General features: G+C 71.5%; 20 protein-coding genes and 7 pseudogenes. 14 read left to right on the top strand and 13 right to left on the bottom strand.

From position 1 onward, the window contains the following. The first annotated feature begins 31 nt into the window (after positions 1-31). The 9 genes from ACFY2Z_RS03200 to ACFY2Z_RS03160 all read left to right on the top strand — a co-directional run bounded on the left by ACFY2Z_RS03200 (position 32) and on the right by ACFY2Z_RS03160 (position 11413). Entirely contained in the window at positions 32-781 is a 750-nt protein-coding gene (locus ACFY2Z_RS03200) for a GntR family transcriptional regulator (RefSeq protein WP_390742901.1), read from the top strand. A 152-nt stretch (positions 782-933) separates the two neighbouring features. Then, complete coding sequence (locus ACFY2Z_RS03195; protein ID WP_390742451.1) at positions 934-1938, top strand: sugar ABC transporter substrate-binding protein; 1005 nt, start codon at positions 934-936, stop codon at positions 1936-1938. Continuing rightward, entirely contained in the window at positions 1935-2999 is a 1065-nt protein-coding gene (locus ACFY2Z_RS03190; RefSeq protein ID WP_390742450.1) for an ABC transporter permease, read from the top strand. The genes ACFY2Z_RS03195 and ACFY2Z_RS03190 overlap by 4 nt, the downstream gene beginning before the upstream one ends. A 20-nt stretch (positions 3000-3019) precedes the next feature. Then, positions 3020-3835 carry an ATP-binding cassette domain-containing protein gene (locus ACFY2Z_RS03185; protein ID WP_390742900.1) on the top strand — a complete coding sequence of 272 codons (816 nt, stop codon included), beginning with the start codon at positions 3020-3022 and terminating at the stop codon, positions 3833-3835. A 210-nt stretch (positions 3836-4045) separates the two neighbouring features. Next, entirely contained in the window at positions 4046-5191 is a 1146-nt protein-coding gene (locus ACFY2Z_RS03180) for an ROK family glucokinase (RefSeq protein WP_390742449.1), read from the top strand. After that, positions 5188-5775 carry a sugar kinase gene (locus ACFY2Z_RS03175; protein WP_390742448.1) on the top strand — a complete coding sequence of 196 codons (588 nt, stop codon included), beginning with the start codon at positions 5188-5190 and terminating at the stop codon, positions 5773-5775. Before ACFY2Z_RS03180 ends, ACFY2Z_RS03175 begins: the two co-directional genes overlap by 4 nt. A 116-nt stretch (positions 5776-5891) precedes the next feature. Then, positions 5892-8696: a DEAD/DEAH box helicase gene (locus ACFY2Z_RS03170; protein WP_390742447.1), complete on the top strand. Its 2805-nt coding sequence runs from the start codon at positions 5892-5894 to the stop codon at positions 8694-8696. Then, positions 8693-10921, top strand: coding sequence for an SWIM zinc finger family protein (locus ACFY2Z_RS03165; RefSeq protein WP_390742446.1), 2229 nt, complete (start codon positions 8693-8695; stop codon positions 10919-10921). Before ACFY2Z_RS03170 ends, ACFY2Z_RS03165 begins: the two co-directional genes overlap by 4 nt. Before the next feature lie 195 nt (positions 10922-11116). Then, positions 11117-11413: a hypothetical protein gene (locus ACFY2Z_RS03160; RefSeq protein ID WP_390742445.1), complete on the top strand. Its 297-nt coding sequence runs from the start codon at positions 11117-11119 to the stop codon at positions 11411-11413. Positions 11414-11432: 19 nt separating this feature from the next. Here ACFY2Z_RS03160 and ACFY2Z_RS03155 read toward each other — a convergent pair whose 3' ends face one another. After that, complete coding sequence (locus ACFY2Z_RS03155; RefSeq protein WP_390742444.1) at positions 11433-11909, bottom strand: hypothetical protein; 477 nt, start codon at positions 11907-11909, stop codon at positions 11433-11435. 272 nt (positions 11910-12181) lie between these two features. Here ACFY2Z_RS03155 and prpB point away from each other — a divergent pair, with 272 nt between their 5' ends. Beyond that, positions 12182-13087, top strand: a complete 906-nt coding sequence (prpB, locus tag ACFY2Z_RS03150; RefSeq protein WP_390742443.1) for a methylisocitrate lyase — start codon at positions 12182-12184, stop codon at positions 13085-13087. An 88-nt stretch (positions 13088-13175) separates the two neighbouring features. Here prpB and ACFY2Z_RS03145 read toward each other — a convergent pair. Both ACFY2Z_RS03145 and ACFY2Z_RS03140 read right to left on the bottom strand, forming a co-directional pair. Continuing rightward, positions 13176-13522: pseudogene (locus tag ACFY2Z_RS03145) on the bottom strand (heavy metal translocating P-type ATPase); the annotation flags it as partial. A gap of 145 nt (positions 13523-13667) precedes the next feature. After that, the gene (locus ACFY2Z_RS03140; protein WP_390742442.1) at positions 13668-14054 is read right to left on the bottom strand and encodes an ArsR/SmtB family transcription factor; all 387 of its coding nucleotides are present in this window, start codon (positions 14052-14054) and stop codon (positions 13668-13670) included. Between the two features lie 131 nt (positions 14055-14185). Here ACFY2Z_RS03140 and ACFY2Z_RS03135 point away from each other — a divergent pair, with 131 nt between their 5' ends. Together ACFY2Z_RS03135 and ACFY2Z_RS03130 are read left to right on the top strand one after the other, a co-directional pair. Beyond that, complete coding sequence (locus ACFY2Z_RS03135; RefSeq protein WP_390742441.1) at positions 14186-16165, top strand: heavy metal translocating P-type ATPase; 1980 nt, start codon at positions 14186-14188, stop codon at positions 16163-16165. Further along, the gene (locus ACFY2Z_RS03130; protein WP_390742440.1) at positions 16162-16560 is read left to right on the top strand and encodes a (2Fe-2S) ferredoxin domain-containing protein; all 399 of its coding nucleotides are present in this window, start codon (positions 16162-16164) and stop codon (positions 16558-16560) included. Before ACFY2Z_RS03135 ends, ACFY2Z_RS03130 begins: the two co-directional genes overlap by 4 nt. Positions 16561-17254: 694 nt before the next feature. Here the strand turns inward: ACFY2Z_RS03130 and ACFY2Z_RS03125 are convergent. The 4 genes and pseudogenes from ACFY2Z_RS03125 to ACFY2Z_RS03110 all read right to left on the bottom strand — a co-directional run. Further along, positions 17255-18337, bottom strand: a complete 1083-nt coding sequence (locus tag ACFY2Z_RS03125; protein ID WP_390742439.1) for a PP2C family protein-serine/threonine phosphatase — start codon at positions 18335-18337, stop codon at positions 17255-17257. 146 nt (positions 18338-18483) lie between these two features. Continuing rightward, the gene (locus ACFY2Z_RS03120; RefSeq protein WP_390742438.1) at positions 18484-20061 is read right to left on the bottom strand and encodes a SpoIIE family protein phosphatase; all 1578 of its coding nucleotides are present in this window, start codon (positions 20059-20061) and stop codon (positions 18484-18486) included. A 158-nt stretch (positions 20062-20219) separates the two neighbouring features. Further along, positions 20220-20624, bottom strand: coding sequence for a Fur family transcriptional regulator (locus ACFY2Z_RS03115; protein WP_390742437.1), 405 nt, complete (start codon positions 20622-20624; stop codon positions 20220-20222). Between the two features lie 324 nt (positions 20625-20948). Next, a pseudogene (locus tag ACFY2Z_RS03110) lies at positions 20949-21164 on the bottom strand (12-oxophytodienoate reductase); the annotation flags it as partial. A 180-nt stretch (positions 21165-21344) separates the two neighbouring features. Here ACFY2Z_RS03110 and ACFY2Z_RS03105 point away from each other — a divergent pair. After that, positions 21345-21709: pseudogene (locus tag ACFY2Z_RS03105) on the top strand (transposase); the annotation flags it as partial. A 73-nt stretch (positions 21710-21782) separates the two neighbouring features. Here ACFY2Z_RS03105 and ACFY2Z_RS03100 read toward each other — a convergent pair. The 3 genes and pseudogenes from ACFY2Z_RS03100 to ACFY2Z_RS03090 form a co-directional block, all read right to left on the bottom strand. Beyond that, positions 21783-22138 (bottom strand): annotated as a pseudogene (locus tag ACFY2Z_RS03100) (catalase); the annotation flags it as partial. Positions 22139-22347: 209 nt separating this feature from the next. Next, entirely contained in the window at positions 22348-22701 is a 354-nt protein-coding gene (locus tag ACFY2Z_RS03095; RefSeq protein ID WP_390742436.1) for a DoxX family protein, read from the bottom strand. Next, positions 22698-23398: pseudogene (locus ACFY2Z_RS03090) on the bottom strand (acetoacetate--CoA ligase); the annotation flags it as partial. The pseudogene ACFY2Z_RS03090 and the gene ACFY2Z_RS03095, both read right to left, overlap by 4 nt. Between ACFY2Z_RS03090 and ACFY2Z_RS03085 the strand changes: the two are divergent. Beyond that, a pseudogene (locus ACFY2Z_RS03085) lies at positions 23395-23772 on the top strand (TetR/AcrR family transcriptional regulator); the annotation flags it as partial. The pseudogenes ACFY2Z_RS03090 and ACFY2Z_RS03085 sit on opposite strands and share 4 nt — an antisense overlap. On the opposite strand, the gene ACFY2Z_RS03080 reads toward ACFY2Z_RS03085, so the two are convergent. The 3 genes and pseudogenes from ACFY2Z_RS03080 to ACFY2Z_RS03070 all read right to left on the bottom strand — a co-directional run. Then, a complete protein-coding gene (locus ACFY2Z_RS03080; protein ID WP_390742435.1) occupies positions 23741-24391 on the bottom strand; it encodes a TetR/AcrR family transcriptional regulator in 651 nt (216 codons plus the stop codon). The pseudogene ACFY2Z_RS03085 and the gene ACFY2Z_RS03080 overlap by 32 nt on opposite strands. Before the next feature lie 111 nt (positions 24392-24502). Beyond that, complete coding sequence (locus ACFY2Z_RS03075) at positions 24503-25549, bottom strand: zinc-binding dehydrogenase (RefSeq protein WP_390742434.1); 1047 nt, start codon at positions 25547-25549, stop codon at positions 24503-24505. 163 nt (positions 25550-25712) lie between these two features. Continuing rightward, positions 25713-26507: pseudogene (locus ACFY2Z_RS03070) on the bottom strand (cytochrome); the annotation flags it as partial.

Below are 26507 nucleotides of genomic sequence, written 5' to 3'. Positions count from 1 at the left end.
GAGCTACGCTCGCTCCGTGCCGAAACCAGATGTGGATCCGACCGTCTCCCTCAAGCTCGGCGTCGACCGGAACAGCCCCGTACCGCTGTACTTCCAGCTGTCCCAGCAGCTGGAGGCCGCGATCGAGCACGGGGAGCTGACGCCGGGCAGTCTGCTGGGCAACGAGATCGAGCTGGCCGGGCGCCTCGGCCTGTCCCGGCCCACCGTCCGTCAGGCCATCCAGTCCCTGGTCGACAAGGGACTGCTGGTGCGCCGCCGCGGCGTCGGCACCCAGGTCGTGCACAGCCAGGTCAAGCGCCCCCTGGAACTCAGCAGCCTCTACGACGACCTGGAGGCGGCCGGGCAGCGCCCCGCGACCCGGGTTCTGGTCAATGCCTTCGCGCCCGCCTCGGCCGAGGTCGCCGCCGCGCTCGGGGTGCCCGAGGGCGTGGAGGTGCACCGCGTCGAGCGGCTGCGCCTCGCGCACGGCGAGCCGATGGCGTATCTCTGCAACTTTCTGCCGACCGGTCTGCTGGACCTGGAGACCGAGCACCTGGAGTCGACGGGCCTGTACCGCCTGATGCGTGCCGCGGGCATCACCCTGCACAGCGCCCGGCAGACCGTCGGGGCCCGCGCCGCCACGCCGGTCGAGGGCGAGCGACTCGGTGAGCCCGAGGGTGCCCCGCTGCTCACCATGCAGCGCACGACGTTCGACGACACGGGTCGCGCTGTGGAGTTCGGCACGCACACGTATCGTGCCTCGCGCTACTCGTTCGAGTTCCAACTGCTCGTACGTCCCTGAGTCTTCGGGCCTCTCCCGCCGTCCCCCGTTCCCTGCCCCTGCGGCTCCGAAGCGCCTCCCCGCCGCCCCACCAGCCCCCTGACCTGCGGCGTCGATCCGCGGTCGGTGATACTTGGTGGTTCCAAGGAACTACGCAAGAAGGGCACGGGCTCGTGGCACGGTTTCGGACCTGGGCAACCATCGCGCTGGCAGGGGCGCTCGGCCTATCCCTGGCGGGGTGCAGCAGCCACGGCGGGAAGCGTGCCGAGGACGCCCGCAACGCGGCCTCCGCCCAGGGCCGGGCGGCGGTGAGCACACCCCGCTGGACGTTCGCGATGATCACCCACTCGGGGGACGGCGACACCTTCTGGGACATCGTGCAGAGCGGCGCCGAGCAGGCCGCCGTCAAGGACAACATCAACTTCCTGTACTCGCACGACGCCAATGCCCAGCAGCAGGCCCAGCTCGTGGACGCCGCCGTGGACCAGAAGGTCGACGGCATCATCGTCACGCTGGCCAAGCCGGACGCGATGAAGGCGGCCGTCGCCCGCGCCGAGAAGGCCGGCATCCCCGTGGTCACGGTGAACTCCGGCTCGGAGGAGTCCAAGGCGTTCGGCGCGCTCGCGCACATGGGCCAGGACGAGACGATCGCGGGCGAGGCCGTCGGCGACGAGCTGAACAAGCGCGGCCGCAAGAAGGTCCTGTGCGTGCTGCACGAGCAGGGCAACGTGGGCCACGAGCAGCGCTGCGCGGGCGTGAAGAAGTCGTTCCACGGCACGGTGGAGAACTTCTACGTCAACGGCACCAACATGCCGGACGTGCAGTCCGCCCTGGAGGCGCGCCTCCAGTCGGACAAGTCCGTCGACACCGTCGTCACCCTCGGCGCCCCGTACGCCGACACCGCGGTCAAGGCCAGGTCGGACGCCGGCAGCCGGGCGGAGGTCGACACCTTCGACCTCAACGCCAAGGTGGCGTCCGAGCTGAAGGACGGCACCCTGGGCTTCGCCGTCGACCAGCAGCCCTACCTCCAGGGCTACGAGGCGGTCGACCAGCTCTGGCTCTACAAGTACAACGCCAACGCCCTCGGCGGCGGCCTGCCGGTCCTCACCGGACCGCAGATCATCACCAAGGACCAGGCCGCCGCGCTCGAGGAGTACACGAAGCGGGGGACGCGATGACCGCCTCCGCACCGGCATCCGCGCCCGAGAGCCCGCGGACGGGCACGGACGAACGCCTGCTCGGGACCTCCCCGCTGAAGCGGCTGCTCGGCCGCCCCGAGCTGGGCTCGGTGGTGGGCGCGCTCGCCGTCTTCCTGTTCTTCTCGATCGTCGCCGACAGCTTCCTGCGGGCCTCCAGCCTCAGCACGGTGCTGTACGCGTCGTCCACGATCGGCATCATGGCCGTACCGGTCGCGCTGCTGATGATCGGCGGCGAGTTCGATCTGTCGGCGGGCGTCATGGTCACGTCGTCCGCGCTGATGTCGTCGATGTTCAGCTACCAGATGACCGCCGACGTCTGGGTCGGCGTCGGTGTGTCGCTCCTGGTCACGCTCGCGATCGGCGCCTTCAACGGCTTTGTGCTGACCCGCACCGGACTGCCCAGCTTCATCGTCACGCTCGGGACGTTCCTGATGCTGACCGGCATGAACCTCGGCCTCACCAAGCTGATCAGCGGCACCGTGTCCACCAAGTCGATCTCCGACATGGACGGCTTCTCCTCGGCACAGGCCCTCTTCGCCTCCACGTTCACCGTCTGCGGCGTCCAGTTCAAGGTCACCATCCTGTGGTGGCTCGCCCTGGTCGCCCTCGCCTCCTGGATCCTGCTGCGCACCCGCGCCGGCAACTGGATCTTCGCGGTCGGCGGCAACGAGGACGCGGCCCGCGCCGTCGGCGTACCGGTGCGGCGCACCAAGATCGGCCTGTACATGGGTGTCGCCCTCGGCGCCTGGATCTCCGGCCAGCATCTGCTGTTCTCGTACGACGTCGTCCAGTCCGGCGAGGGCGTCGGCAACGAGCTGATCTACATCATCGCGGCCGTCATCGGCGGCTGTCTGATCACCGGCGGCTACGGGTCCGCGATCGGCTCGGCGGTGGGCGCCCTCCTCTTCGGCATGACCAGCAAGGGCATCGTCTTCGCCGAGTGGAACCCCGACTGGTTCAAGTTCTTCCTCGGAGCGATGCTGCTCCTCGCGACCCTGCTCAACATCTGGGTCCGCAAGCGCGCGGAGGCCACGGCATGACCAACGACGTGACCACGGACATGACCGAGGACATGCCCCAGGACGACGTCACCGAGCGCACCGCGCTCGTCGCCCTGCAGGACGTCAGCAAGCGCTACGGCAACGTCCGCGCCCTCGAAGGGGTCTCCCTGGAGGTGCACGCGGGCGAGATCACCTGCGTCCTCGGCGACAACGGCGCGGGCAAGTCCACCCTCATCAAGATCGTGGCGGGGCTGCACCGGCACGACGGCGGCTCCTTCCGCATCGAGGGCGAGGAGACCCGTCCGGCCTCCCCGCGCGAGGCCCTGGACCGCGGGATCGCCACGGTCTACCAGGACCTCGCGGTGGTCTCGCTGATGCCGGTCTGGCGCAACTTCTTCCTCGGCTCCGAGCCGCGCCGCGGCGTCGGCCCCTTCAAGCGCCTGGACGTCGACTTCATGCGCCGGACGACCCGCGAGCAACTGCTGCGCATGGGCATCGACCTGCGCGACGTCGACCAGCCCATCGGCACCCTGTCCGGCGGTGAGCGCCAGTGTGTGGCGATCGCGCGGGCGGTGTACTTCGGTGCCAAGGTGCTGGTCCTGGACGAGCCGACGGCGGCCCTGGGTGTGAAGCAGTCGGGTGTGGTCCTCAAATATGTGGCTGCCGCACGGGACGAGGGTCTGGGTGTTGTTTTCATCACCCACAACCCGCATCACGCGTATCTGGTGGGCGACCGTTTCGTGCTGCTCAAGCGCGGCACGATGGTGGGCAGCCACACCCGTGAGGAGATCACTCTGGACGAGCTGACCCGGCAGATGGCGGGCGGCGACGAGCTGGACGATCTGCGCCATGAACTGGAACGCGGCCGTCTTTAGGGGCGCGAGGCAGCGGCCTGTGCGGTCCCGTCGGGCGTTCGGATCCGTGCGGCTCCGCCGGGCGGAGCGGTCCCTGCGGCTTCGCCGGAGGAGCGGCACCCGCCCCGGCGGAGCCGTGGGTGCCGCACGGCCCGCGGCCGTTCCGCCCGGCACCGGGCGCCGGGACTCCGCGATGCAAGCCCGCCGCGGGGTAAGGCAGAATCGGGCGCGATGAGCACCTACCGCGACCTCACCCACCGCGGCTCCGCCCGGGCCACCGTCCTGCGGACCGTGGGCACACGCGAGCGCCGTTCCCATCTGACGGCCCCGCGGGTCCCGACGGTCGGCATCGACATCGGCGGCACCAAGGTGATGGCGGGCGTCGTCGACGCCGACGGCAACATCCTGGAGAAGCTCCGCACCGAGACGCCCGACAAGTCCAAGAGCCCCAGGGTCGTCGAGGACACCATCGTCGAGCTGGTCCTGGACCTCTCGGACCGGCACGATGTGCATGCCGTCGGCATCGGCGCGGCCGGCTGGGTGGACGCGGACCGCAACCGCGTCCTGTTCGCCCCGCACCTGTCCTGGCGCAACGAGCCCCTGCGCGACCGCCTCGCCGGCCGGCTCGCCGTCCCCGTCCTGGTCGACAACGACGCCAACGCCGCCGCCTGGGCCGAGTGGCGCTTCGGGGCCGGCCGCGGCGAGGACCACCTCGTCATGATCACCCTCGGCACCGGCATCGGCGGCGCCATCCTGGAGGACGGCCAGGTCAAGCGCGGCAAGTTCGGCGTCGCCGGCGAGTTCGGCCATATGCAGGTCGTGCCCGGAGGCCACCGCTGCCCGTGCGGCAACCGCGGCTGCTGGGAGCAGTACAGCTCCGGCAACGCCCTGGTCCGCGAGGCCAAGGAGCTGGCCGCGGCCGACTCCCCGGTGGCGTACGGGATCATCGAGCACGTCAAGGGCAACATCGCCGACATCACCGGTCCGATGATCACCGAGCTGGCCCGCGAGGGCGACGCGATGTGCATCGAGCTGCTCCAGGACATCGGCCAGTGGCTCGGGGTGGGCATCGCCAACCTGGCGGCGGCCCTGGACCCCTCCTGCTTCGTGATCGGCGGTGGGGTCAGCGCGGCCGACGGCCTGCTCATCGGTCCCGCCCGGGACGCCTTCCGCCGCCATCTGACCGGTCGCGGCTACCGGCCCGAGGCCCGTATCGCACGCGCCCAGCTCGGCCCCGAGGCCGGGATGGTCGGCGCCGCGGACCTCGCCCGGCTCGTCGCCCGCCGCTTCCGCCGCGCCAACCGGCGCCGCGTGGAGCGCTACGAACGCTACGAGCGGTACGCGCAGTCCCGCCGCATCGCCAGGGGGTCGTTGTGACCGCCACCGTTTCGATACCGCGCCAGTCGTCACCGCCGGACGAGCCCTCGAGGCCCCCGGAGGGCGGGTGGCACAAGTTCCGGCGCCGGGCGCTCACCCTGCTGATCATCGGCTTGCTCATCGGCGTCCCCGCCGGCTACCTGGTGATCTCCGCCAACCAGAGCCGCAACAGCGGCAAGGACAAGGAGGCCAAGTACTCGGCGACCGGACTGACCGAGGGCTGGCCCTCGCGGGTCCAGCGCCGCCTGTACAGGGTCTGGATCCCGTGGGACGCCACGGACGTGGCGTCCTACGAGACGAACAACTGGAAGACCAGCCGCCTCTACGTGCGGTTCAGCACGAGCGACGACGGCCTGAACCGCTTCCTCAGCACTCTGAAGGCCACGCCCTCCTCGCTGAGGAAGGACTACCTCGCCATCGGCGAGCGCGACCGGCACGTCGTCGACTGGGCCTTCACGGGACCGGGCCCTTGGTCCGGGCTGACCCATGCGCAGAAGAACCCCGCACCCACCCTCGACGTCGTCGTGAACAGGGCCGACCCCCAGCACCCGACGGTGTACGTGGTCTCGCGCACGATCCCCTGACGGCCGCGGCCGGCCCCGGACCGTCCGGGCCCGGCCGCTCGCCGGAGCCGATTGTCAGACCCCGCCCGTAGAGTCGAAGACGTTCGATACGACGACGGCGGGAGGTGACCGGACAGATGGCCGACCAGATGGCCGAGGCGGCCGTGCCCGTGCGGCTGGCCGCCGTCTTTCTGCCCGAGCCGCTGCCCCGCCGAGGCCGGGTCGCCTTCTGGGACCCGGAGGACGCACGACCGCCGTCCGGAGCCAGCGAGGAACTGACGGTCGTGCGCCCGTACGGATCCGGAGTGCGCAGAAGCACCGTGCCCGCCGTGACGCTGCCGGTCGCCGAGGCCCTGCCGCTGCTCACCCGGGCCCGGCGCGATCCCGCCGCGCACCCCGCCACCGCATGCTGGGGCGCGGCCGCCCTGCACGCCCTCCGGCTCGTCGCGCGCGGGCGCCTGCTGCCCGGGCTCACCCCCGAGGGGGACGACGCCTGGCGCGCCGGTCCACTCGAGCCGGCCGACATCACCCACCTGAGGGCCATCGCCGCCGCCCTTCCGTACGAGGGGCACGCCGTTCCGCTCCCGGGCAAGGGCCCCCTGCTGCTGCCCGAGCCCGAGGCCCTCGTGCGGTCCTTCCTCGACGCGGTCGCGGACACTCTGCCGCGCACCCCGGCCGCCGCCCACACCGCGGGCCGGCCCTTCGCGGCGGCCGGGCCGCAGCGGCTGCCGGAGGCCCACGCCTGGGCCGCCGAGGTGGCGGCCGGGATGGACGCGGGGGTACGGATCTCGCTGCGCCTGGACCTGTCGGCGTACGACCTGTTCGACGACGCCGAGGGTGCCCGCCGCTCCGGAGCCGCGGTCGTGCAGGTGCACAGCCTCGCCGACCCGACCCTCGTCGTGGACGCGGCAGAGCTGTGGGCGGGCCAGGCGGCTACCGCGTTCGGCCCCCGCGCGCGGGTGGACGCGGCGCTCGCCGTCCGCCGGGCGGCCCGCGTGTGGCCCCCGCTGGAGCGGCTCGCCGAGCAGGAGACGCCGGACGTCCTCGCGCTGTCCGAGGAGGAACTGGGCGAGCTGCTGGGCGTCGCGGCCACCCGGCTGGGCGCGGCGGGGGTCGCGGTGCACTGGCCCCGGGACCTGGCGCAGGACCTCAGCGCCACCGCGGTCGTGCGGCCCGCGCCCGGCTCGTCGACCGACGGCACGGGGTTCTTCGAGAGCGAGGACCTGCTGCGGTTCCGCTGGCAGCTGGCGCTCGGCGGCGACCCGCTCACCGAGGCGGAGATGGACGCGCTCGCGGAGGCCCACCGGCCCGTCGTCCGGCTGCGCGACCGGTGGGTGCTGGTCGACCCGGCCCTCGTCCGCAAGGCCCGCAAGCGGGAGCTGGGTCTGCTCGATCCCGTGGACGCGCTGTCCGTCGCGCTCACCGGCAGCACGGAGGTCGACGGCGAGACGGTGGAGGCGGTGCCGGTCGGCGCGCTGGCCGCGCTCCGGGACCGGCTGACGGCGTGCGTCGGCCCGGTGGAACCGCCCCCGGGACTCGCCGCCCGGCTGCGGGACTACCAGCTGCGGGGCCTCGGCTGGCTCGACCTCATGACCTCCCTCGGCCTCGGCGGCTGCCTCGCCGACGACATGGGGCTCGGCAAGACGGTCACCGTGATCGCCCTGCATCTGCGCCGGGCCCGTCGCGAGCCGACCCTGGTGGTCTGCCCGGCCTCGCTGCTGGGCAACTGGCAGCGGGAGATCACCCGGTTCGCCCCCGGCGTCCCGGTCCGCCGCTTCCACGGCCCCGAACGCACCCTTGACGACCTGGACGGAGGGTTCGTGCTCACCACGTACGGGACGATGCGCACGGCCGCCCCCCGGCTCGCCGAACAGCCCTGGAGCCTGGTCGTCGCGGACGAGGCGCAGCACGTCAAGAACCCCTACTCGGCGACGGCGAAGGCCCTGCGCACGATCCCGTCGCCCGCCCGTGTGGCCCTCACCGGCACCCCCGTGGAGAACAACCTCTCCGAACTGTGGGCCCTGCTCGACTGGACGACTCCCGGACTGCTCGGGCCGCTGAAGTCCTTCCGCGCCCGGCACGCCCGCGCCGTGGAGAACGGCGAGGACGCACAGGCCGCGGAGCGCCTGGCCCGCCTGGTCCGTCCCTTCCTCCTGCGCCGCAAGAAGTCCGACCCGGGGATCGTCCCGGAGCTCCCGCCGAAGACGGAGACCGACCACCCGGTGCCGCTCAGCCATGAACAGGCCGCGCTGTACGAGGCGGTGGTCCGGGAGTCCATGCTGGCGATCGAGACGGCGGAGGGCATCGCCCGCCGGGGCCTGGTCCTCAAGCTCCTCGGCTCGCTCAAGCAGATCTGCGACCACCCCGCGCTCTATCTGAAGGAGGACACCGGGACGGCCGCCGGCCTCATCGCGCGCTCCGGGAAACTCGCCCTGCTCGACGAGCTGGTGGACACGCTGCTGACGGAGGACGGCTCGGCACTGGTCTTCACGCAGTACGTCCGCATGGCCCGCCTGATCACCACGCACCTGGCCTCCCGCGCGGTGCCCGTAGAACTGCTGCACGGCGGCACCGCGGTGCCCGATCGCGAGCGGATGGTGGACCGCTTCCAGAGCGGGGCGACCCCGGTTCTGGTCCTCTCCCTGAAGGCGGCGGGCACCGGCCTGAACCTCACCCGCGCGGGCCATGTCATCCACTTCGACCGCTGGTGGAACCCGGCGGTGGAGGAACAGGCCACGGACCGGGCCTACCGCATCGGCCAGACCCAGCCGGTCCAGGTCCACCGACTGATCACCGAGGGCACGGTCGAGGACCGTATCGCCGAGATGCTGGAGTCCAAGCGCGCGCTGGCCGACGCGATCCTGGGCGCCGGCGAGTCGTCCCTGACCGAACTGACCGACCGTGAGCTGAAGGACCTGGTGTCGCTGAGGAGGGCGGAGTGAACGGGGCGGAGAAGGAGACGCGTCCCGAGGAGACACCGGGCGCGGACGGGGGCCCCGCCGACGCGGTGCGCCGCGCGCTGCGCGCCGCACGGGATCGGGAGCGGGAGCGGGCGGCGGAGGAGCACCGGGACGGTGAACCGCCCGCCGAGGACGCGGAGGTCAGCGTGCCCGAGGAGCGGGCGACGAAGCCCTCCCGACCGGGCGACGCGGCACGCGCGGCCCTACGACGGGCGAACGCGGACCGCCGCAGCGGTACGGAGCCCGGGACGGGCGCGGTGACGCCGGACGGGCCCGGCAACGAACCTCCGGCCCGGACGGGTACCGGGACCGGCGGAGGGTCCGGAGAAGACACCGGGGGAGACGCGGTGACTGGCGCGCCCCCGGAACCCGCCCGGGCCACTCGCCCCGGCGATGCCGCCCGCGAGGCCCTGCGCGCCGCCCGGGCGGAAGCCGCCCGTGCCGAGGCGGAAGCCGCCCGTGCCGAGGCGGAAGCGGAACGAATGCGGAACACGACGGCGGAGGACCGCGAACCGCAGCGTCCGCCCGGCCCCTCCAGCGCACCCGGCAGTCAGGCCGCGCCCGGCACACGGGGATCGACCGCCGAACCGGGCGCGCCCGGCGGCAGTACAGAGCCATCCCGTGTCGTCCGGTTGTCCGGGGCCCGGCGGCGCCGGGACGCCCGTACACGGGCGTCCGGTGACCGGAGCAGAGAGGTCCGGGATCTGATCGCCGGGGCCTTCGCGCTCCCGCCGTCGGTGGCACCGCGAGGCGGGACTGCCGCTCCGCCATCCAACGGCGGCAAGAAGGAGGAGGCGTCCACCCGCTCCTTCCCCGAGGTGGTGGACCTGTTCTCGAAACGCCGACAGGTGAAGCCGGATCCGTCCGAGGAGCCCCGGGAGACGCCTCCCGCCGCGCCCCCGGCGGCGCGCTACCCACGTTCCATGGCTGCCCCGGGCCGCGACGGCGACCTGCGGCGCACCTTCGCCTCCCTGCCGACGCGCACAGCGAAGCAGAGGTCCGGGGACGGCGCCTCCGACCGGTTCGCCGGGACGTGGTGGGGCAACGCCTGGGTCGCGGCGCTGGAGGAGGGCGCTCTCGACCCGGCTCGGCTGACCCGGGGACGGGCGTACGCGGACCGGGGGCACGTCGATGCCATCACCGTCACCCCGGGGCTCGTCCTCGCCTATGTCCAGGGCAGCCGTCCGCGTCCGTACCGGGTGCAGGTGCGGCTGCGGACGTTCTCCGACGAGGAGTGGGACCGGTTCCTGGACGCCGCCGCCGAGCGGCCGGGCCATATCGCCGCGCTGCTGGACAAACAGGTGCCGCACTCCCTTGCCGAGTGCGGGGTCCGGCTGCTCCCCGGGCCCGGCGACCTCGAACCGCACTGCAACTGCCCCGACGACGGCCGCCCCTGCAAGCACGCCGCCGCGGTCTGTTATCAGACCGCCCGGCTGCTGGACCAAGACCCCTTCGTGCTGCTCCTGCTCCGCGGCCGGGGCGAGCGTGAACTGATCGACGCGCTGTCCCGGCGCAACGCGGCCCGCGCGGCCCGTGCCGCCCGGGAACAGCAACCCGCGCCCGTGCCCGGAGTACGGGCCAGTGCGGCCGTCGCCCGGCGCGCACTGCCGCCGCTCCCAGCGCCGTTGCCGCCGCCCGCCCACCCCGAGCAGCCACCGGTGTATCCGGCGGCGCCCGGCGGCCCGGACCCGCTCGCGCTGGACCAGTTGGCCACCGATGCGGCGGCCCGGGCGCACGCCCTGCTCACCACCGGGCAGGATCCGGTCGCGGACCTGACGCTGTGGCAGGACGCGGTACGGCTGGCCGCGGCCCGCCCGGGTTCCGGCCTCACAGCGGCGACCCGGCCGCTGTACTCCTCGCTGGCCGCCGCGACCGGGCGGACCCCGGCCGACCTGGGGCGGGCGGTGGCCGCTTGGCGGCAGGGCGGACCGGAGGCCCTCGCCGTCCTGGAGGAACCGTGGGACCCGCCGGCCGGCCGCTTCGACCGCGCCCGTCCCCAGCTCCTGGCCGCGGACCTGCCCGCGTTCCGGCCCTGGCGCAACCGCCTCACCCATCCCGACGGGCACGCCCAGCTCCGGCTCGGCCGGGACGGACTGTGGTACGCCTACGAGTCGGAACCGGGCCAGGAGGACTGGTGGCCCCGAGGCACCCCCGACCCGGACCCGGTCGGCGCACTGACGGGACTGGGGGCTCCGGCCGAGCGGTGACGGCACCAAGGGCGAGCGGCAGCGAGCGGTGAACGGCCCGTCAGGTCAACGGCTCTCAGGCCGGAGCCGAGTGCGGTCGTCGAAGACCTGACGGTCCGATAGCGTGGCGGCGCGGCGCGCGGTGTCCGTCCTCGTGCCGCCGTACCTCCAGGCCGTCTGCTGCACAGACCGGCCACCGTGCCTTCGGGAGACCCCTTGTCCCGCACCACCGTTGTCGTACTCGCCGCCCTCGCCCTCGCTCTGACGGCCTGCTCGGCCCCGAGCCACGGCACGCCCGCGCGCCCGACCGCCAAGGCCACCCACGCGAGCGCCGGTCAGATCGCCGCCTGTACCGACAGGATGGTCACCGGGCGGCACGGCGGGATAGGAGCGCCGGAGTGTGCCAGCCTGCCGCAGGCCGACTACCTGAAGGCGCTGCAGGTCGCGAACCAGCGAGGGCAGGAAGCCCTGCAACGGAGCAACAGCAGCACGTCGCAGCCCACACAGCCGTGACGGAGGGGTACCGGCGGGTTCACCGAGCGGGCTCCTCGTGATCCTGCTCAGGATGTTCCTCGGGTGCCGGCCCGATGAGGACCTGTATGTCGCGGAGGGCCTCGCGATAGCCGTCCCCGAAGCCGGTGTCCGCGGTGACGGGTTCGCTGGCGATCCAGGCGCGGATCCGGGCGACGGCCCCTGCGGTCTTGAGACGTTCGGCGGGGGAGAGGGTGTTGAGGGTGGCTTCCGGATCCTCGCCCCCCTCAGGGTGCCGTGCCGGGATCGCGCCGAGAAAGGCGGGCAGGCGCTCGTCGAACGCGGCGTGGGCGACATCGTCGCGGGTGAGGAGTTCGCGTCGCACATAGGAGGCGATGCGCCGCCACTCCTCGCGCTCCTCGGCACTGAGAGAGCCGTTTCCGGCGGCGCGTTCTGCCCGGTCGACGGATCTGCGGATCTTGGCGCGGGCCCAGGCCAGGGCGTCCGGGTCGTGGTCGTAGCGGTCGAGGCTGCTCATGCGAACTCCTCTGAGACGTCGATGAGTTCCGTGGTGCCCGCGATGGTCGGCTCGGTAACACCACACGCCCGCCTGGCGGTTCATGGCCGACTCGGTCTCTGTGAGTCACACGATCGAGTGAAATCTCCCCGACGGTTGGCCCGCGCACAGGCCACCGCCGGGCTTCCAGGTGTCCGCTTCAGGCACTGTCGCCCCAGAAGGCGAGGAACCCCGTGATCGAGCACCACGTCCGTGGCCGCGTACGACGCACACCTGCCGAAGGGCCTGTTCTGATGCTCCACACCCGTACCACCCCCGCCGAGCGTCGGCGTGCCCTGCGTGAGCGTCTGGCCACCGGTCGGCTGCTGCCGATGCCGGGTGCTCTCAACCCGCTCTCCGCCCGCCTCATCCAGGACACCGGCTTCGAGGCCGCCTACCTCTCCGGCGCGGTCCTCGCCGCCGACCTGGGCCTGCCCGACATCGGTCTGACCACCTCCACCGAGGTCGCTGCCCGTGCCCGGCAGACTACCCGGGTCATCGATCTGCCCGTCCTGATCGATGCCGACACCGGCTTCGGTGAGCCGATGAACGCGGCGCGCACCGTGCAGTTGATGGAGGACGCGGGCCTGGCCGGGCTGCATCTGGAGGACCAGGTCAACCCCAAGCGCTGCGGCCACCTCGACGGCAAGTCCGTCGTGCCGCGCGAGGAGATGACCCGCCGCATCCGGGCCGCGGTCGACGCCCGCCGCGACCCGGACTTCCTCCTGATGGCCCGTACCGACGCCCGTGCGGTGGAGGGCCTGGCGGCGGCGATCGACCGGGCGAAGGCGTACGTCGACGCGGGCGCCGACGCGATCTTCCCCGAAGCCCTCGCGGACGAGGCCGAGTTGGAGGCGTTCCGTCACGCGGTCCCCGTCCCCCTCCTGGCCAACATGACGGAGTTCGGCAAAGGCCCCCTGCTGGACACCCGGACCCTGGAAAATCTGGGCTACGACATCGCCCTCTACCCGGTCACGCTGCTCCGCCTGGCCACGGGCGCCGTCGAGGAGGGCCTGCGCACCCTGGCGGTCGAGGGCACCCAGCAGCCCCTGCTGTCCCGAATGCAGACCCGCTCCCGGCTCTACGAGCTCCTCGGCTACGCCGACTACACGGCCTTCGACTCGGCCGTCCACGACTTCACCCTCCCGCCTGGCACCTGACGCACCCAAGGCATCCGCCCCGTCCACCGCCGCGCCTGGCGCAGAGCGCCCCGACCGCCCCCACCAGGGGGCGTGATGACGCGTCGTGACCCGGGATGCGACGATGCCCGACGAACAAGGCGACGGCGGAACGAGGAAGCCGGCCGCCGACACACCGACGGAGATCAGCGTGTCCATGGTGGCGGCGCCGTGCCGGGCGTTGGTCCAGGCAGCCTTGTGGAAGGGCCAGGCGGCGTACGTCACCACGGGTGCCGCCAGGGTCAGCGAAAGCCACTGCCAGTACTGGAACTGCAATGCCGGAACCATCGCCATCGCGATCACCGGCACGGCCGGCACCACCGCGGTGGTCAGTCGCTGCCGCAGCGGTATCAGTTCCTCCCGCTCCTCGCCCGCCAGGCCGCTGCCGGGTTCCGGCTCGGTACGGGGCGGGGTCGGCGCGCTGTTCGACACCGGCGTGCGCTGGTTGCCGTGGGCCGTGCTGGCCGGGAGGGGATTCGTCTGCGTGGCGCTGGTGGCCAGGTTGCACCGCGCCGGGCATCTCACGCCGGAGCCGGTCCCCGTTGCTGTGCCTGGGTGAGGCTCAGCGGACCCCGGCTGCAACCTCGGTGGTGGCCGGGGTGTCGCGCAGGCCGAGGCGCAGGTGTTCGACGTGGTGGAGGGCCTGCTCCAAGAGGTCGGCCACGTGGTTGTCGTAGAGCGCGTAGATGACCGAGCGGCCTCGGCGTTCTGTCGTGACCAGGCCGAGGTTGCGCAGCAGGCGCAGCTGGTGGGAGCAGGCGGACTGTTCCATGCCGACGGCGTCGGCGAGTTCCGTCGCCGCGCACGGGCCCTCCTGCAGGCGGGCCAGGATCCGCAGGCGGGATGGTGTGGCGAGCGCCTGGAGAGTGGCGGCGACGTCGGCGGCGCCCACGGTCTCCAGGCGCTCGCGCGCAGTGGCGGTGGTCTTTCCGTCAGCTCCGTGGCCCATGGCCTTCATCTTACGGAGAAGCATCCATGAACGCATGAATGACTCTTCATGCTGTCCTGTACGGTTGGACGAGCGGCGCTGGGTTTCCGGCTGTCGCGAGAACGCCATGCCCTCGTGAAGGACTCCCCCCGATGACCTCCACTCTCGCCCCGGCCTCCGCCGACGTGCACGCCTCCGCGCGCGACACCGTCGCGCCCCGGCGCCGTACCCGTGTTTCCGCGCTGCCCGAGGCCCGCTGGGCGGCAGCCGCCCTCGTCCTGTTCCTGATCGCGCTGCCCTTGCAGCTGACCGGCGCCCCGGCGTGGACCTGGGGGCCGCTGTACGCCCTGACATATGTGGCCGGTGGCTGGGAGCCGGGCTGGGCGGGGCTCCAGGCGCTGCGGGAGAAGACGCTGGACGTGGACCTGCTGATGGTCGTCGCCGCTGTCGGGGCGGCGACGATCGGGCAGGTGATGGACGGCGCGCTGCTGATCGTCATCTTCGCCACGTCCGGTGCCCTGGAGGCCCTCGCTACGGCGCGCACGGCCGACTCCGTACGGGGGCTGCTGGATCTCGCGCCGGCCACGGCCACCCGGATCGACGCCGACGGTCGTGAGGAGACCGTCGCCGTCGAGAAGCTGACCGTCGGCGACACGATCCTGGTCCGGCCCGGTGAGCGCGTTGGAGCCGACGGCCGGGTGCTCGACGGCGCGAGCGACGTCGACCAGGCGACCATCACCGGTGAGTCGCTGCCCGTGGCGAAGGAGAAGGGCGACGAGGTGTTCGCCGGCACCCTCAACGGCACCGGTGCCTTGCGCATCCAGGTCGAGCGGGACGCCTCGGACACGGTGATCGCCCGGATCGTGCGCATGGTGGAGGAGGCGTCGGAGACCAAGGCACCGACGCAGTTGTTCATCGAGAAGGTCGAACAGCGTTACTCGCTGGGCATGGTGGTCGCGACGCTGGCCGTCTTCCTCGTCCCGCTCGCCTTCGGCGCCGCTCTGACCGGCTCGCTGCTGCGGGCGATGACCTTCATGATCGTCGCCTCGCCGTGCGCGGTCGTGCTGGCGACCATGCCGCCGCTGCTGTCGGCGATCGCCAACTCCGGACGTCATGGCGTGCTGGTGAAGTCCGCCGTGGTCATGGAGCGGCTCGGCGAGGTCAACGCGGTGGCGCTCGACAAGACCGGCACGCTGACGGAGGGCACCCCGCGCGTCACCGACGTACGGCCGTTGACCGGCTCCGGCCTGGACGAGGTGGATCTGCTGACGCTGGCCGCCGCGGCCGAGCACTCCAGCGAGCACCCGCTGGGACGTGCGGTGGTGGAGGCGGCGCGCGAGCGCGGGCTCGCCCTGCCGGTGGCGGAGGACTTCGACTCCAAGCCCGGCATCGGTGTGACTGCCACCGTCGACGGCCGCGCGCTCGCGATCGGCGCTCCTGCCCGGCTGCTCGCCGATGCCACCGACCCCGACTCCGGGCGCGCCGCGGCTCTGGCGAGCGGACTGGAGGACGGGGGCCGCACCGCCGTCCTGGTCATGGCTGACGGCGCCCCGGTGGGCGTGCTCGGCATCGCCGACCGGCTGCGTGCAGACGCCACCACGACGGTCTCCGCTCTCTCCTCCCTGACCGGAACCGCGCCCCTGCTGCTGACCGGAGACAACCCGCGCGCCGCCGCCCGCCTCGCCGCCGAGGTCGGCATCCGGGACGTACGGGCCGGCCTGCTGCCGCAGGAGAAGGTGAGCGCGGTCAAAGAGCTGGAGGGCACCGGCCGCAAGGCGATGGTCGTCGGCGACGGCGTCAACGACGCTCCGGCGCTTGCCGCCGCCCACACCGGCGTGGCGTTGGGCCGTGCGGGCTCCGACCTGGCGCTGGAGACCGCCGACGCGGTGATCGTGCGCGACGAGCTCGCCACCGTGCCGGCCGTGATCTCCCTGTCCCGGAGCGCCCGGAAGCTCGTCGCGCAGAATTTGGTCATCGCCGGCGTCTTCATCGCCGGCCTGGTGGTGTGGGACCTGGCCGGCACTCTGCCGCTCCCGCTCGGTGTCGCGGGCCACGAGGGCTCTACGGTCATCGTTGGCCTCAACGGGTTGCGGCTGCTGCGCGAGGCGGCCTGGCGGCGGGCGGCCGAGTGAGCCGGCGGAAGGCGCCTGCTGCGCAGGCGGCTCCCCGGTGCACGGTGACCGTGTGCCGGGGCTGCTGCTGCGGCACCGCCAAGGTCCCCGGCGTCGACCACGCCGCCCAGTTGGCCACTCTCAAGGCCGAACTGGCGTCCGTCGCCCAGGTCCGCGCGGTGAACTGCCTCGACGCCTGCGAGCAGGCCAACGTGATCGTCGTACAGCCGTCGTCGGCCGGCCGGGCGGCGGGCGGTCGGCCGGTCTGGCTCGGGTTGGTCAACGACCCGGACGTGACCGCCGATATAGCCGCCTGGGTCCGAGGCGGCGGCCCCGGTCTCGCCGAACCCCCCGACATCCTCGACCTGTACGAGTTCAGTCCGTCCCGCCGCGTGCGCCAGGCTGTCGAAGACTGAGAGGGGCCGTCCGCTCGCGGTGAGCTCGGGGTGTGTCCCACCATCGAGGTCGGCCGCTGTAAATGCGTAGGTTTTACACAAGCCTGATCTGCGAGACGAAGTGGCCACAGTCCACCAGCGCTGGACGGGGTGATGCCTTGCCAGCGCAGCCACCCGCGCAAGTGGACGTAGTCACACAGCTCTTGCCCCGTGGAGCGTTGCTGGCAGGCGTCCGTGCGGCCCGCCGTGGTGCGGATCGGCGGGTGACCGTCGCCACGTTTCGTGTCCGCCCGGCCCGCCTCGGGGCGTCACTGCCGGTGTGCATGCGGTCATTCGGGACTGCTCGGTGATCAAGGACGGCCGCGGCGCATCGTGGAGCTCTCCTTGGCCGAGGCTGTGACCTGTGAAAACTCAGACCATGGGGTGTCTGGCTGGGAAAGCACCCCTCCGTAGTTCTCAGGTATTCGCGAGGTTCCCCGGCCTCACGCGGGCGAATCCGTTCCGAGAACGGCTATACGGCACGGGGCATCGGCATCTTCGTACCGTCGCTCTCTCGCCGGATCTACCGCACCCCGGACGGCTCGGCAGGCGCGCCGTCCCTGGAGCAGCTCCGGCAAGCCCTGAGGGTGGATACCGACAGCGATGGCACGCACGGGGCCGATGCCCCGTAGGGCCACTTCTCGTGTCCCGAGTCCCCGGCCGGGTGCGGCTGCCCTCAGCTGCCCGGTCCGACGCGTTGGGCGACCAGGGCCGCGAGGTCGTCGTCGCGGGTGCCCGAGACGTAGGCGCGCAGGTCACGCTGGAGGTGGTCGAGGAGTTGACGGGGATCTGCCGAGGACCATCGGCGGATGCGCCGGCTGAGAGGGTAGAAGGTCCCGTTGAGGTCGCGGCTCTCGCTGACGCCGTCGGTATAGAGAAGCAACAGATCGCCGACGGAGAAGGGGACGACATCGACCTGGTAGTGGGCGCCGAGCAGGCCGGCCATGTTGACGGGTGGTGACGGCGCGCTGGGTTCCACCTCGCGCACTTCTCCGTCGTGCAGCAGTATCGGAGCGGGGTGGCCGCAGTTGACCAGGCGCGCGATGGATTGCCCGGCGGGGATCTCGACCAGCAGGATGGTGACGAAGCGCTCCATCACGTCATCAGCGGCAAGGTCCTCGCAGTATTGGTTCATGCTGGTCTCCAACCGTGCTGCAAGGTCCGGCAGATCGGGTGCGGCGCGCACGTTCACCCGGAACGAGCTGAGCACCACGGAGGCGGCCTCGACGGCCGGAAGCCCCTTGCCGCGCACGTCGCCGATGATCAGCCGCACCCCGTACGGGGTCTGGAGCGCTTCGTAGAAGTCGCCGCCGATCCGGGCGTGCGCGGCAGCGGCCTGGTAGAGCAGTTCGATGTCGACGTACCCGAGGTGGCGTGGCAGCGGACGCAGCAGCACCTGCTGCGCGACATCCGCCACCGTGCGGACCTCGGCGAGGGTGCGCTCCCGGTGCTGACGTGCCCGACTGGCGTAGGTGGCGGCCAGGGTGATGGCCGTGATCGCCAGCAGGGTGAACAGGCTCTGTGTCTGGCCGAGGTCGTGGTTGGCGGCACCCGCGAGCGTGGTGGCGGCAATGATGGCCAGCAGCCCGATGGCCAGCGTGCCGGTCACTGGCCACATGGCGGCGGCCAGTGCCGGCGCCGCCCCCAGCAGCCGGTTGAACTGCAGGTGGGGCGTGAGGACATCCGCCACCACGGCCAGGGCGATCACCAGCAGCGGCGCGAGGTGCATCCAGTCGAACGGCCGGCGCACTGGCCACATCCGCCGAGGGAGCCGCTTCCGGCTGATCCCCCGCCACGGCGACCGAAGGGTGATCCGACGGGAGGGGACGGGCTCCTTTTCGACGCCCGCGGTGGCCGACGACCCTGGAATCCCCGAAGGGGGGTGGTGGCTTTCGCGAGGCGGGCTCATGTCGGAAGGTCCTGTTCGGTCCAGACGGTCTTGCCGGAAGCGGTGTAACGAGTCCCCTGGTGCTGTGTGAGCTCGGTCACGATGGACAGGCCGCGACCGCACTCGTCGCCCAGCGTCGCCCGTCGCGGATGAGGGGCCGCGCTGCTGGTGTCGGAAACCTCGCAGATGAGTGTGCGGTCGTCATTGATCAGACGGAGTTCCACCGGCCCGGCGGAGTAACGCATGGCGTTGGTGACGAGTTCGCTGACGATCAAGGTGGTGGTGTAAGCGAGTTCGTCGAGCATCCATCTCGCCAACTGCCGGCTGGTCCAGCTGCGCGCGGCGGCGACAGCGGCGACGTCCCGCGGCAGGCTCCGGGTCGCGACGTGGCCGGCGTCGAAAGCCCGCGTGCGGGTCGCCAGCAGGGCCGGCTCGTGACCGGGAGACGCGCCACAACGGACACCCTCAACGATCTGCTGGGTATCCGGTCCGGATCGGCTCAACACTTCGTGCAGCCGATCCGTCACGGCCTGTGAACCGGGACGCGGGTCGTCGGTGGCACCGCTGTTCAGGAGCAGGATGCTGCCCGGTTGTACATCGATGTCGGTGGCCTCGAAGGGTTGACCGCCGGCGCCCAGGGGCGGACGGGAGGCCAGGGCGGGGGCGCTGACGGTGCCGTCCGGGTGGACGATCACGATGTGGGCATCACCTGCCCGGGACGCGCTGCAGTGCCCGGTGACAGGGTCGTAGACCACACATATGCAACTGGAATCGACGTACTTCAGGCCGAGGGGGTGCCGATGAGGAGCCTCGTGGTCCCGGTCCAGGCGGGTCGCCACGTCGTCCAGGCGCGACAGTATCTCGTCGGGCCCCAGGTCCTGCAGGGCGAGCGTGATGATCATCGCTCTCAACTGGCCCATGCCCACCGCGGTGTCGGCGCCCTGCCCTTCTGCCACCCCGACCACCAGGGCCGCCCGCGCGCCGGAGAGAGGAATGATGTCGAACCACTCTCCGCCGGATCCCTCCACCGGGACGTAACTGTGCGCAGCCTCGAGTGCGCTGAGGGAGGGAAGCGCCTCGGGAAGCAGGGTCCGCTGCAGGAGCCGGGCGCGGGTGCGCTCTTGGATGTGGCGGCGGACGAGGTCGATGCACAACGCCGCTCGGTCCGCGAACCTGACGGCTGCCTGGATGTCGCCTGCGTCGTAGGGAGCCGAACCGGCCCGGCGGTACAGGGCGACCAGGCCGAGAACGACGCCCCGCACAACGAGAGGGACCACCACGAGGGAGTGCACCCGCGCCTCCCGCATCCGCCGTGCGCGCGCCGGATCTTGAGCCAGCCATCGGCTGCGCTCATTGAGCTCACGGATGAAGCGTGGGCCCATATGGGCAAGGCTCTGCCGGTACGGGGTCCTCGGCCGGATCGGGCTCACGTCACCGACCGCGTACGCGGGCCGGACTCCACTGGCTCCTCGCAGGCACTGGAAGGCGGCACGCCGAAACGGCGTGCTGCCGCACAAGGCACCCGGCTGGGGCGCTTCGCCCCGCAGGGTCAGCTCCGACACCTCCACGGTGACGATGTCGCCCAGCTCAGGCACTGCGGCCTCGGCGATCCTCTCGGCAGTGCGGAATATGTCAGTTGCAGTGCCCCCCGGGCAGTTCTCCAGCTCTGAATGGGTGCAGGCAAACACAATGACCGCCTATAGGCATTGGCAAACTTTTAAGGGTGCCACCCTGACCCCGCGCCGCCGAACGATCAGCGGTGTTCGGCGGTGGCGCAGCGCGGGCAGGCGCCCCAGTAGGTCACGGCGGCCTCGTCCACCCGATAGGAGTCGGGCAGGTCGGCCTGAAGACACGGGGCCTCCCCGATCGCGCAGTCCACGTCGACGATGTCGCCACAGAATCGGCACACGAAGTGGTGGTGATTGTCGTTCCGCTCGGCCTCGTACCGGGCCGGATGGCCTGCGATCTGCGTACAGCGGACCAGGCCGACCTCCGTGAGCACGCGCAGAACGTTGTAGGCGGCCTGCAGGGACAGCCCACCCGTGACCTCTTGGGCCCGAACCCGGACGGCCTCGGCATCGGGATGGCCGCCCAGTTCCTCGACAGCGGCGAGTACGGCCATGCGCTGCACCGTCACCCGCAGACGCGTCTCGCGCAAGCGCGTCGCTGCTCGAGCCATGGGCTCGTGCACGTCTTGATCCGGAAACTTGGTCATCGTTTCCCTCCAGACCTCTGGATTCGGCCTGTCCTGAGCCACGCTAGGTTCTGGAGTAATTCAAGGCAATAGAGACATACACTTTCAGTTCATCTCTTACCTAGTTTTAATGCTTCAATCCGGACAGTTCTCCTGTCGAAAGCTCACCGGGACGGCGGCGGGCCGAACGCGTCACGCCTCACGCGAGCCCTCCCAGGCCCGCACCGGGCGGCTCAGAGCTCGGTTCCCCGCGCCCCTTGCGGGGCGCGGGCGGCCTTGCTGTCGGTGCAGGGTCTTCAGCGATGCCGCGTCATACGGCTTCAAGGTGTCGTAGCGGCCCTGAAGGATCTTCCTGGCCCACTCCGGATCCTGGAGCAGGGCGCGGCCCACCGCGACCAGGTCGAACTCCTCCGATTCCAGGCGGTCCAGGAGGTTGTCGATGCTCTTGACCGGGGCGCCCTCGCCCTGGAACGCGCGAAGGAATTCGCCGTCCAGGCCCACCGAACTACGGCCGGCGGAACGATCGGGTGCGTGGTGCGGCGTTCGTGCCAGGCGAGCACCGTTGCGACGCCGATGACGGCGAGGCATTCGAGCAGCGTCGGCGCGGCGGTCCACCCCGGCCCGGGTACGTCGGCCAAGGCGTGGACCAGGATCATTATCCTCAGCGGGTGGCAGGGACAGCCTCGGCTCGCCACCAGCAGGCCCGACAACCTCAAGACCGAGCATCGCGATCTTCTGGTCCGGCTCACCGGCGCCTGCCCCGAGAGGACCCAGCTGGTCAGCAGTATCGGGAACTTCGCCCAGCTCCTGACGCCTTGCGCAGGAAATGCCCAGACGCTCTCGCACTGGATCGTCCAGGTCCACGCAGCCGACCTGCCCCATCTGCACGCCTTCACCCGGGCCTGGACCGAGACAGCGACGCCGTGATCGCCGCGCTCACGCTTCCGTACAGCAACGGCCCCACCGGAGGCGTCAACAACAAGACCGAGCGGATCGCTCGACAGATGCACGGACGAGCGGGCACCCACCCAGCCGCCCGGCAGCTACTGAGTGACCCAGCCGCGGCACCGGTTCCAACTGTGCCGTCCCGAGGACGTGTTCGACTTCATCATCCGCGCCCGAGTTTCCTTCGGACGTGTAGAACTTGAGCGCGAACCCGCGCGGGTCACGCCAGCTGTCCGCGCTGCCCCGCTCTCCCGCGACCGTGGAGAACCGGATCAGCGTGTCGGTCCTGATGCCGGGCTGGAACACCGCCGCCCGCGTGAAGGCGCTGACGTCGTTCGTCACCTCGAAGTAACCGAAAGCACCATGGCCCTTGGCGTGCGGCTGCCGCTCGGGAATCCGTTCCCGGTTGAAGTTGGCCATCTGCTCGATCAGGTAGTGATCGGTCTGTTCGCACCGACGGTGAGTGAGAAGGTGTCGCTTGCAACGGGGATGCCCGCGTCCGTCGTGGTAGGCCTGGGCTGCAAATCGGTCATACCTGGTCTCCTGCTCGATGTCGTGGAGGGTGAGCGCACGGAACGCAAGCCAGGCCTGTGCCCCAGCGAATGGCCGGGCCACCGATTCAGTCGCCAGCCTCGGCGTGGGCTCGCTAACAGGGCTCAGGGCCTCCGCCTCCGGCGCGCAGCAGCCGACAAGGAGGATCATCTGCGTATCGCAGGTTGGCCGCTGAAGTCCTCGGCCAACGTCACGAGCCGCCACCGGCAAGCAGCACGAGATACCAGGCGACCGCAGCAGCGCATGTCACCGCAGGGAGGAGTTTGGCCAGCCCGTCGCCCTTGCGTACGTGCGTCGTCACGGCACCGGCGAGCAGCATCAGCAGCCCGATGCCGGCCAGGCCGCCGCACAGCGGTACGACCGGGCCGAGGGCCACGCCGATGGCGCCCGCCAGCTCCAGCGTGCCGATGACCCGGTAGGCCGCGGTGGTGAAGCCGGCGTGGGCGGCCGGCTCGGGCATCGGACCCAGGGCCAGGATCTTGGCCGCGCCCAGCAGGGCGAAGATCAACGCGATGAGACAGGTCAGCGAGGCGGAGAGGATCACGAGACGCCTTCGGGGGTGTGCGGGCGGCGGGCCTGGCGGCGTTCGGCGCCCAGGGCGGCGAAGTAGGCGATCAGGTCGGGGTTGTCGACCGCGGAGGGGTTGAGGACCTGCGCGGCGGGGGGCCTTGGAGAAGGCGTTTGACCGGGACCTCGAGTTTCTTGCCGGTCTTGGTGTGCGGGATGGCCGGTACGGCGAGGATCTCGTCGGGCACGTGGCGAGGTGAGGCGCCGGTGCGGATCGCGTCGCGGATCTTCTCGCACAGGGACTCGTCCAGACCGACCTCGTCGGCGAGGACCACGAAGAGCGGCAGCCAGTAACCGCCGTCGGGTTCCTCCGCGCCGATGACGAGGGCCGCGGCGATCTCGGGGAGGCGTTCGACGATGTCGTGGATGTCGACGCTGCCCAGGCGTACGCCGTTGCGGTTGAGCGTGGCGTCGGAGCGTCCGTGCACGATCACGGAGCCGTGGGAGGTGAGGGTGATCCAGTCCCCGTGCCGCCACATGCCCGGGTAGGCGCTGAAGTAGGCGTCGCGGTATCGGGTGCCGTCGGGGTCGTTCCAGAAGTACAGCGGCATCGACGGCATCGACGGCATGGGCCGGGTGACGACCAGTTCGCCGACCTGGTCGACGACCGGCCGTCCCGCGTCGTCGTACGCCGCGAGCGCCACGCCGAGGTTGGGAGCCGACAGTTCACATCGACGACCCGGCCTAGCTGGTCGCCGCCGGCTTCCGGCTCACCGCCCGGATGGCCGACTCCCACCCGGAACTCATGCGAATCCTGCGCGACCGCGGCCTGGCCCACATCCACTCCGACCGCGGCCTCGCCCGACGCGCCCTGCACGACCTGGAGATCGGCATCGCCTCAGGCCGTTTCACCTGCGGGAACGCGACCACCGCCCTGTCCGCCCTGGGCGGCACCCTGATGTCCCTCGTGGCGCTACGGCTGGCCCGCCCCGACCTCGACGGCGACGAGGCCGCCTCCGACCTGGCGGAGATGGTCCTGCGCATGCTCGGCCTCGCTGCGGACGACGCCCACGAGGTCACCCGTCGCCCGCTGCCCGATCTCGCCTGATGACCTCCTGCACCTGAAGCGCGGCCCTCTGTGGTGCTGCGCCGGCGGCGACGAGGAACGCGGTTGCCGCGGCCCCGCCAGTCGGGTCCGGCCACGGGCATGCGGCGTTCTCCTCGGCGAGGGCCAGCATCAGTGCCTCCAGTGCTTGGGCGAGGACGGGTGCGGGAAGGTGGTCCGCGAAGACGCCTTCGCGCTGACCGCGCCGTAGGGTTGCGATGGCTTCCGCACGGACCGGTGCCAAGGTGGTGCGGATCTCGTCCTCTCCCAGGTGGCGCCGTACCGAGGCGATGAGCATGCGGTAGTGGTCGCCCACCGTCCATGCCGCCAGCGCCATCCGTGTCATCGCCTCGATCGGGTCGGCATCCGCGGAGCGGGCCCTGGCGAACGCCTGCCGGAGTTCATGGCCTGCTTCCTGTGTCAGGTCGGCGATCAGCGCATGTCGGCTGGGGAAGTGTCCGTAGAGGGTGCGCCGGGCGACGCCGGCCGCCTGAGCGATGCTGTCGAGACTCGCGTCCGGGTCCTCCAGCAGTTTCCGCCGGGCGCTCGCGAGGATGCGTCGGCGGTTGGAGTGAGCATCCTTGCGCTGCGGAGTACGGCACGGGGTGTCGGTCGTCTGCATGGTTCTTTCTCTCCATGGTTGCCGGAAAGCCGTGGGCGCCGGTGCTCCCACAAAGCACCGGCGCCCACTCACCCCTGCCCGAGGTGGCTTTGATGTCCTGCTGAACAGGTGTCAGGGGACGAGGACGAGGCGGATCGGGTCGCCGATCTTGTTCTCCAGACGGTGGATCGCGATGGCCGCGTCGGCCAGCGGGAGGTGGTCGGTGATGGAGGGGGCCAGGTCGAGGCGGCCGGCCGCGGTCAGCTGCACCAGCTCGGAGACGGATTCGGGGGAGCCGCCGTAGTGTCCGCGTACCTGCTTCTGCAGGTAGTTGAAGGTCAGGCCCTCGGTGATGGTCAGTGGCCGGGGTGTGATGCCCACCAGGATCAGGGAGCCGCCCAGGCCGAGCACGGAGGCGGCCTGCTCGCGGACGGCGGGCACGCCGGCGCAGTCGAAGGCGAAGTCCAGGCCGCGTCCGCCGGTGGCTGCGCGGACCTGGTCGGCGAAGTCGGGGGCGGCCGGGTCGAGCGCGAGGTCCGCGCCGAAGGCCAGGGCACGCTCGCGGGCGCTGGGCAGCGGGTCGACGGCGATGATCGGGGCGGCGCCGACCAGGCGGGCGAGGCGCACGTTGTGCGCGCCCACTCCGCCCACGCCCCACACGCCCACGGACTGGGCGGGTCGGACACCGGCGGTGGTGACGACGGCGGCGTAGGGGGTGGAGACCGCGTCGGGGATGATCGCGGCCTGGTCGAAGGGGAGGCTGTCGGGGATGGGGATGAGGATGTCCTCGCGGGCGACGACGTACTCGGCCCAGCCGCCGTCGTAGTCGATGCCGGCGGTGAGCATCTGGGTGCAGGGGCGGCGGCGCACGCATCCGGCGCACGTGCCGCAGGTCTTGCCGGCCTCGAGGGTGACGCGGGTGCCGACGGTGAGGCCGCGCTTGAGGTCGGGGCCGAGCGTGTGGATGACACCGGAGACCTCGTGGCCGACGGTGATGGTGTCGGAGGTGGCGAACAGCGGGACGAGGGAGCCGTCGATGAGGTGGACGTCGGAGAGGCAGACGCCGGCGGCCTTGACCTCGATGAGGACCTCGCCCGGGCCCGGCATGGGGATCGGGACCTCTTCCACGGCGAACTTCTTGCTGTCCAGGTGGAAGCGTCCGGCGAGCATGGTGTCCATGAAGGTCTGCTTTCGGTGAGCGGCACCAACCACGGGTATCCAGGGGTGCCATGGGGTGTGTCTGGAGGGGCTTGTGGTGGCCGGGAGACGTACGGTCGGCAGCGGGGGGTGCCGCACGCCTCCCGGCGGCTGGGGGTCGGCGCGCCTTGACGGCGTGCGACGGTCAGGCGAAGACGTCCTGCTGGTAGCGCTCGTCCGCTTCGAGCTGGGCGAGCCACTGCTGGGCGGTCTCGTCGTCGCTGCCGGTCTTCTGGCGGTGGATGGCGGCGAGGGCTTCGCGGACGGCGGGGGCCATGCGGCGGCCGTCACCGCAGACGTAGATGTAGGCGCCGTCTTCGATCGCCTGCCACACCGTGTCGGCGTTGTTGGCGATGGCGTTCTGCACGAACCGGGCCGGGTGGCCGGTCACCGCGGAGAAGGCGGTGTGGATCTGGGCGATGCCGGCCTGCTCCCAGTGCTGCATCTCCTGCTGGTAGAAGTAGTCGTGCTCGGGGTGGCGGCAGCCGACGAACACCTGGGACAGGCCCACCTTGGTGTCGTTCGCGTGTTGGGTCGCCCGCTCCTCCAGGAAGCCGCGCAGCGGTGCGATGCCGGTGCCGGGGCCGATGAGGATCAGCGGCGTGGTGGGGTCGGCCGGTGGGGCGAAGGTGGGGGAGGGGACGCGGACGTAGCCGTAGAAGACGTCTCCGGGTTCGAGTCCTGCGATGTAGGAGGAGCAGGTGCCGCGGTACTGGCCGTCGCCGGACAGGGCCGGGCCTTCCAGCAGGCCCACGGTCAGGCGCACCTGGCGGGGGTTGGCCGACGGGGCGGAGGAGATGGAGTAGAAGCGGGGACGGATGGGGCCCGTCATCTCCAGGAACACCGCCAGCGGCAGCTCGACGGCCGGGAAGCGCTCCAGCAGGCCCAGCACCGAGATGCGCTTGCCGAGGATCTCCTTGCTGTAGCGCTCCTCGGCCTC

Origin of the sequence: Streptomyces sp. NPDC001222 (assembly GCF_042896945.1) — a bacterium.
Taxonomy (GTDB): Bacteria; Actinomycetota; Actinomycetes; order Streptomycetales; family Streptomycetaceae; genus Streptomyces; species Streptomyces gibsoniae.
This window is presented reverse-complemented; position numbering and strand designations above follow the sequence as displayed.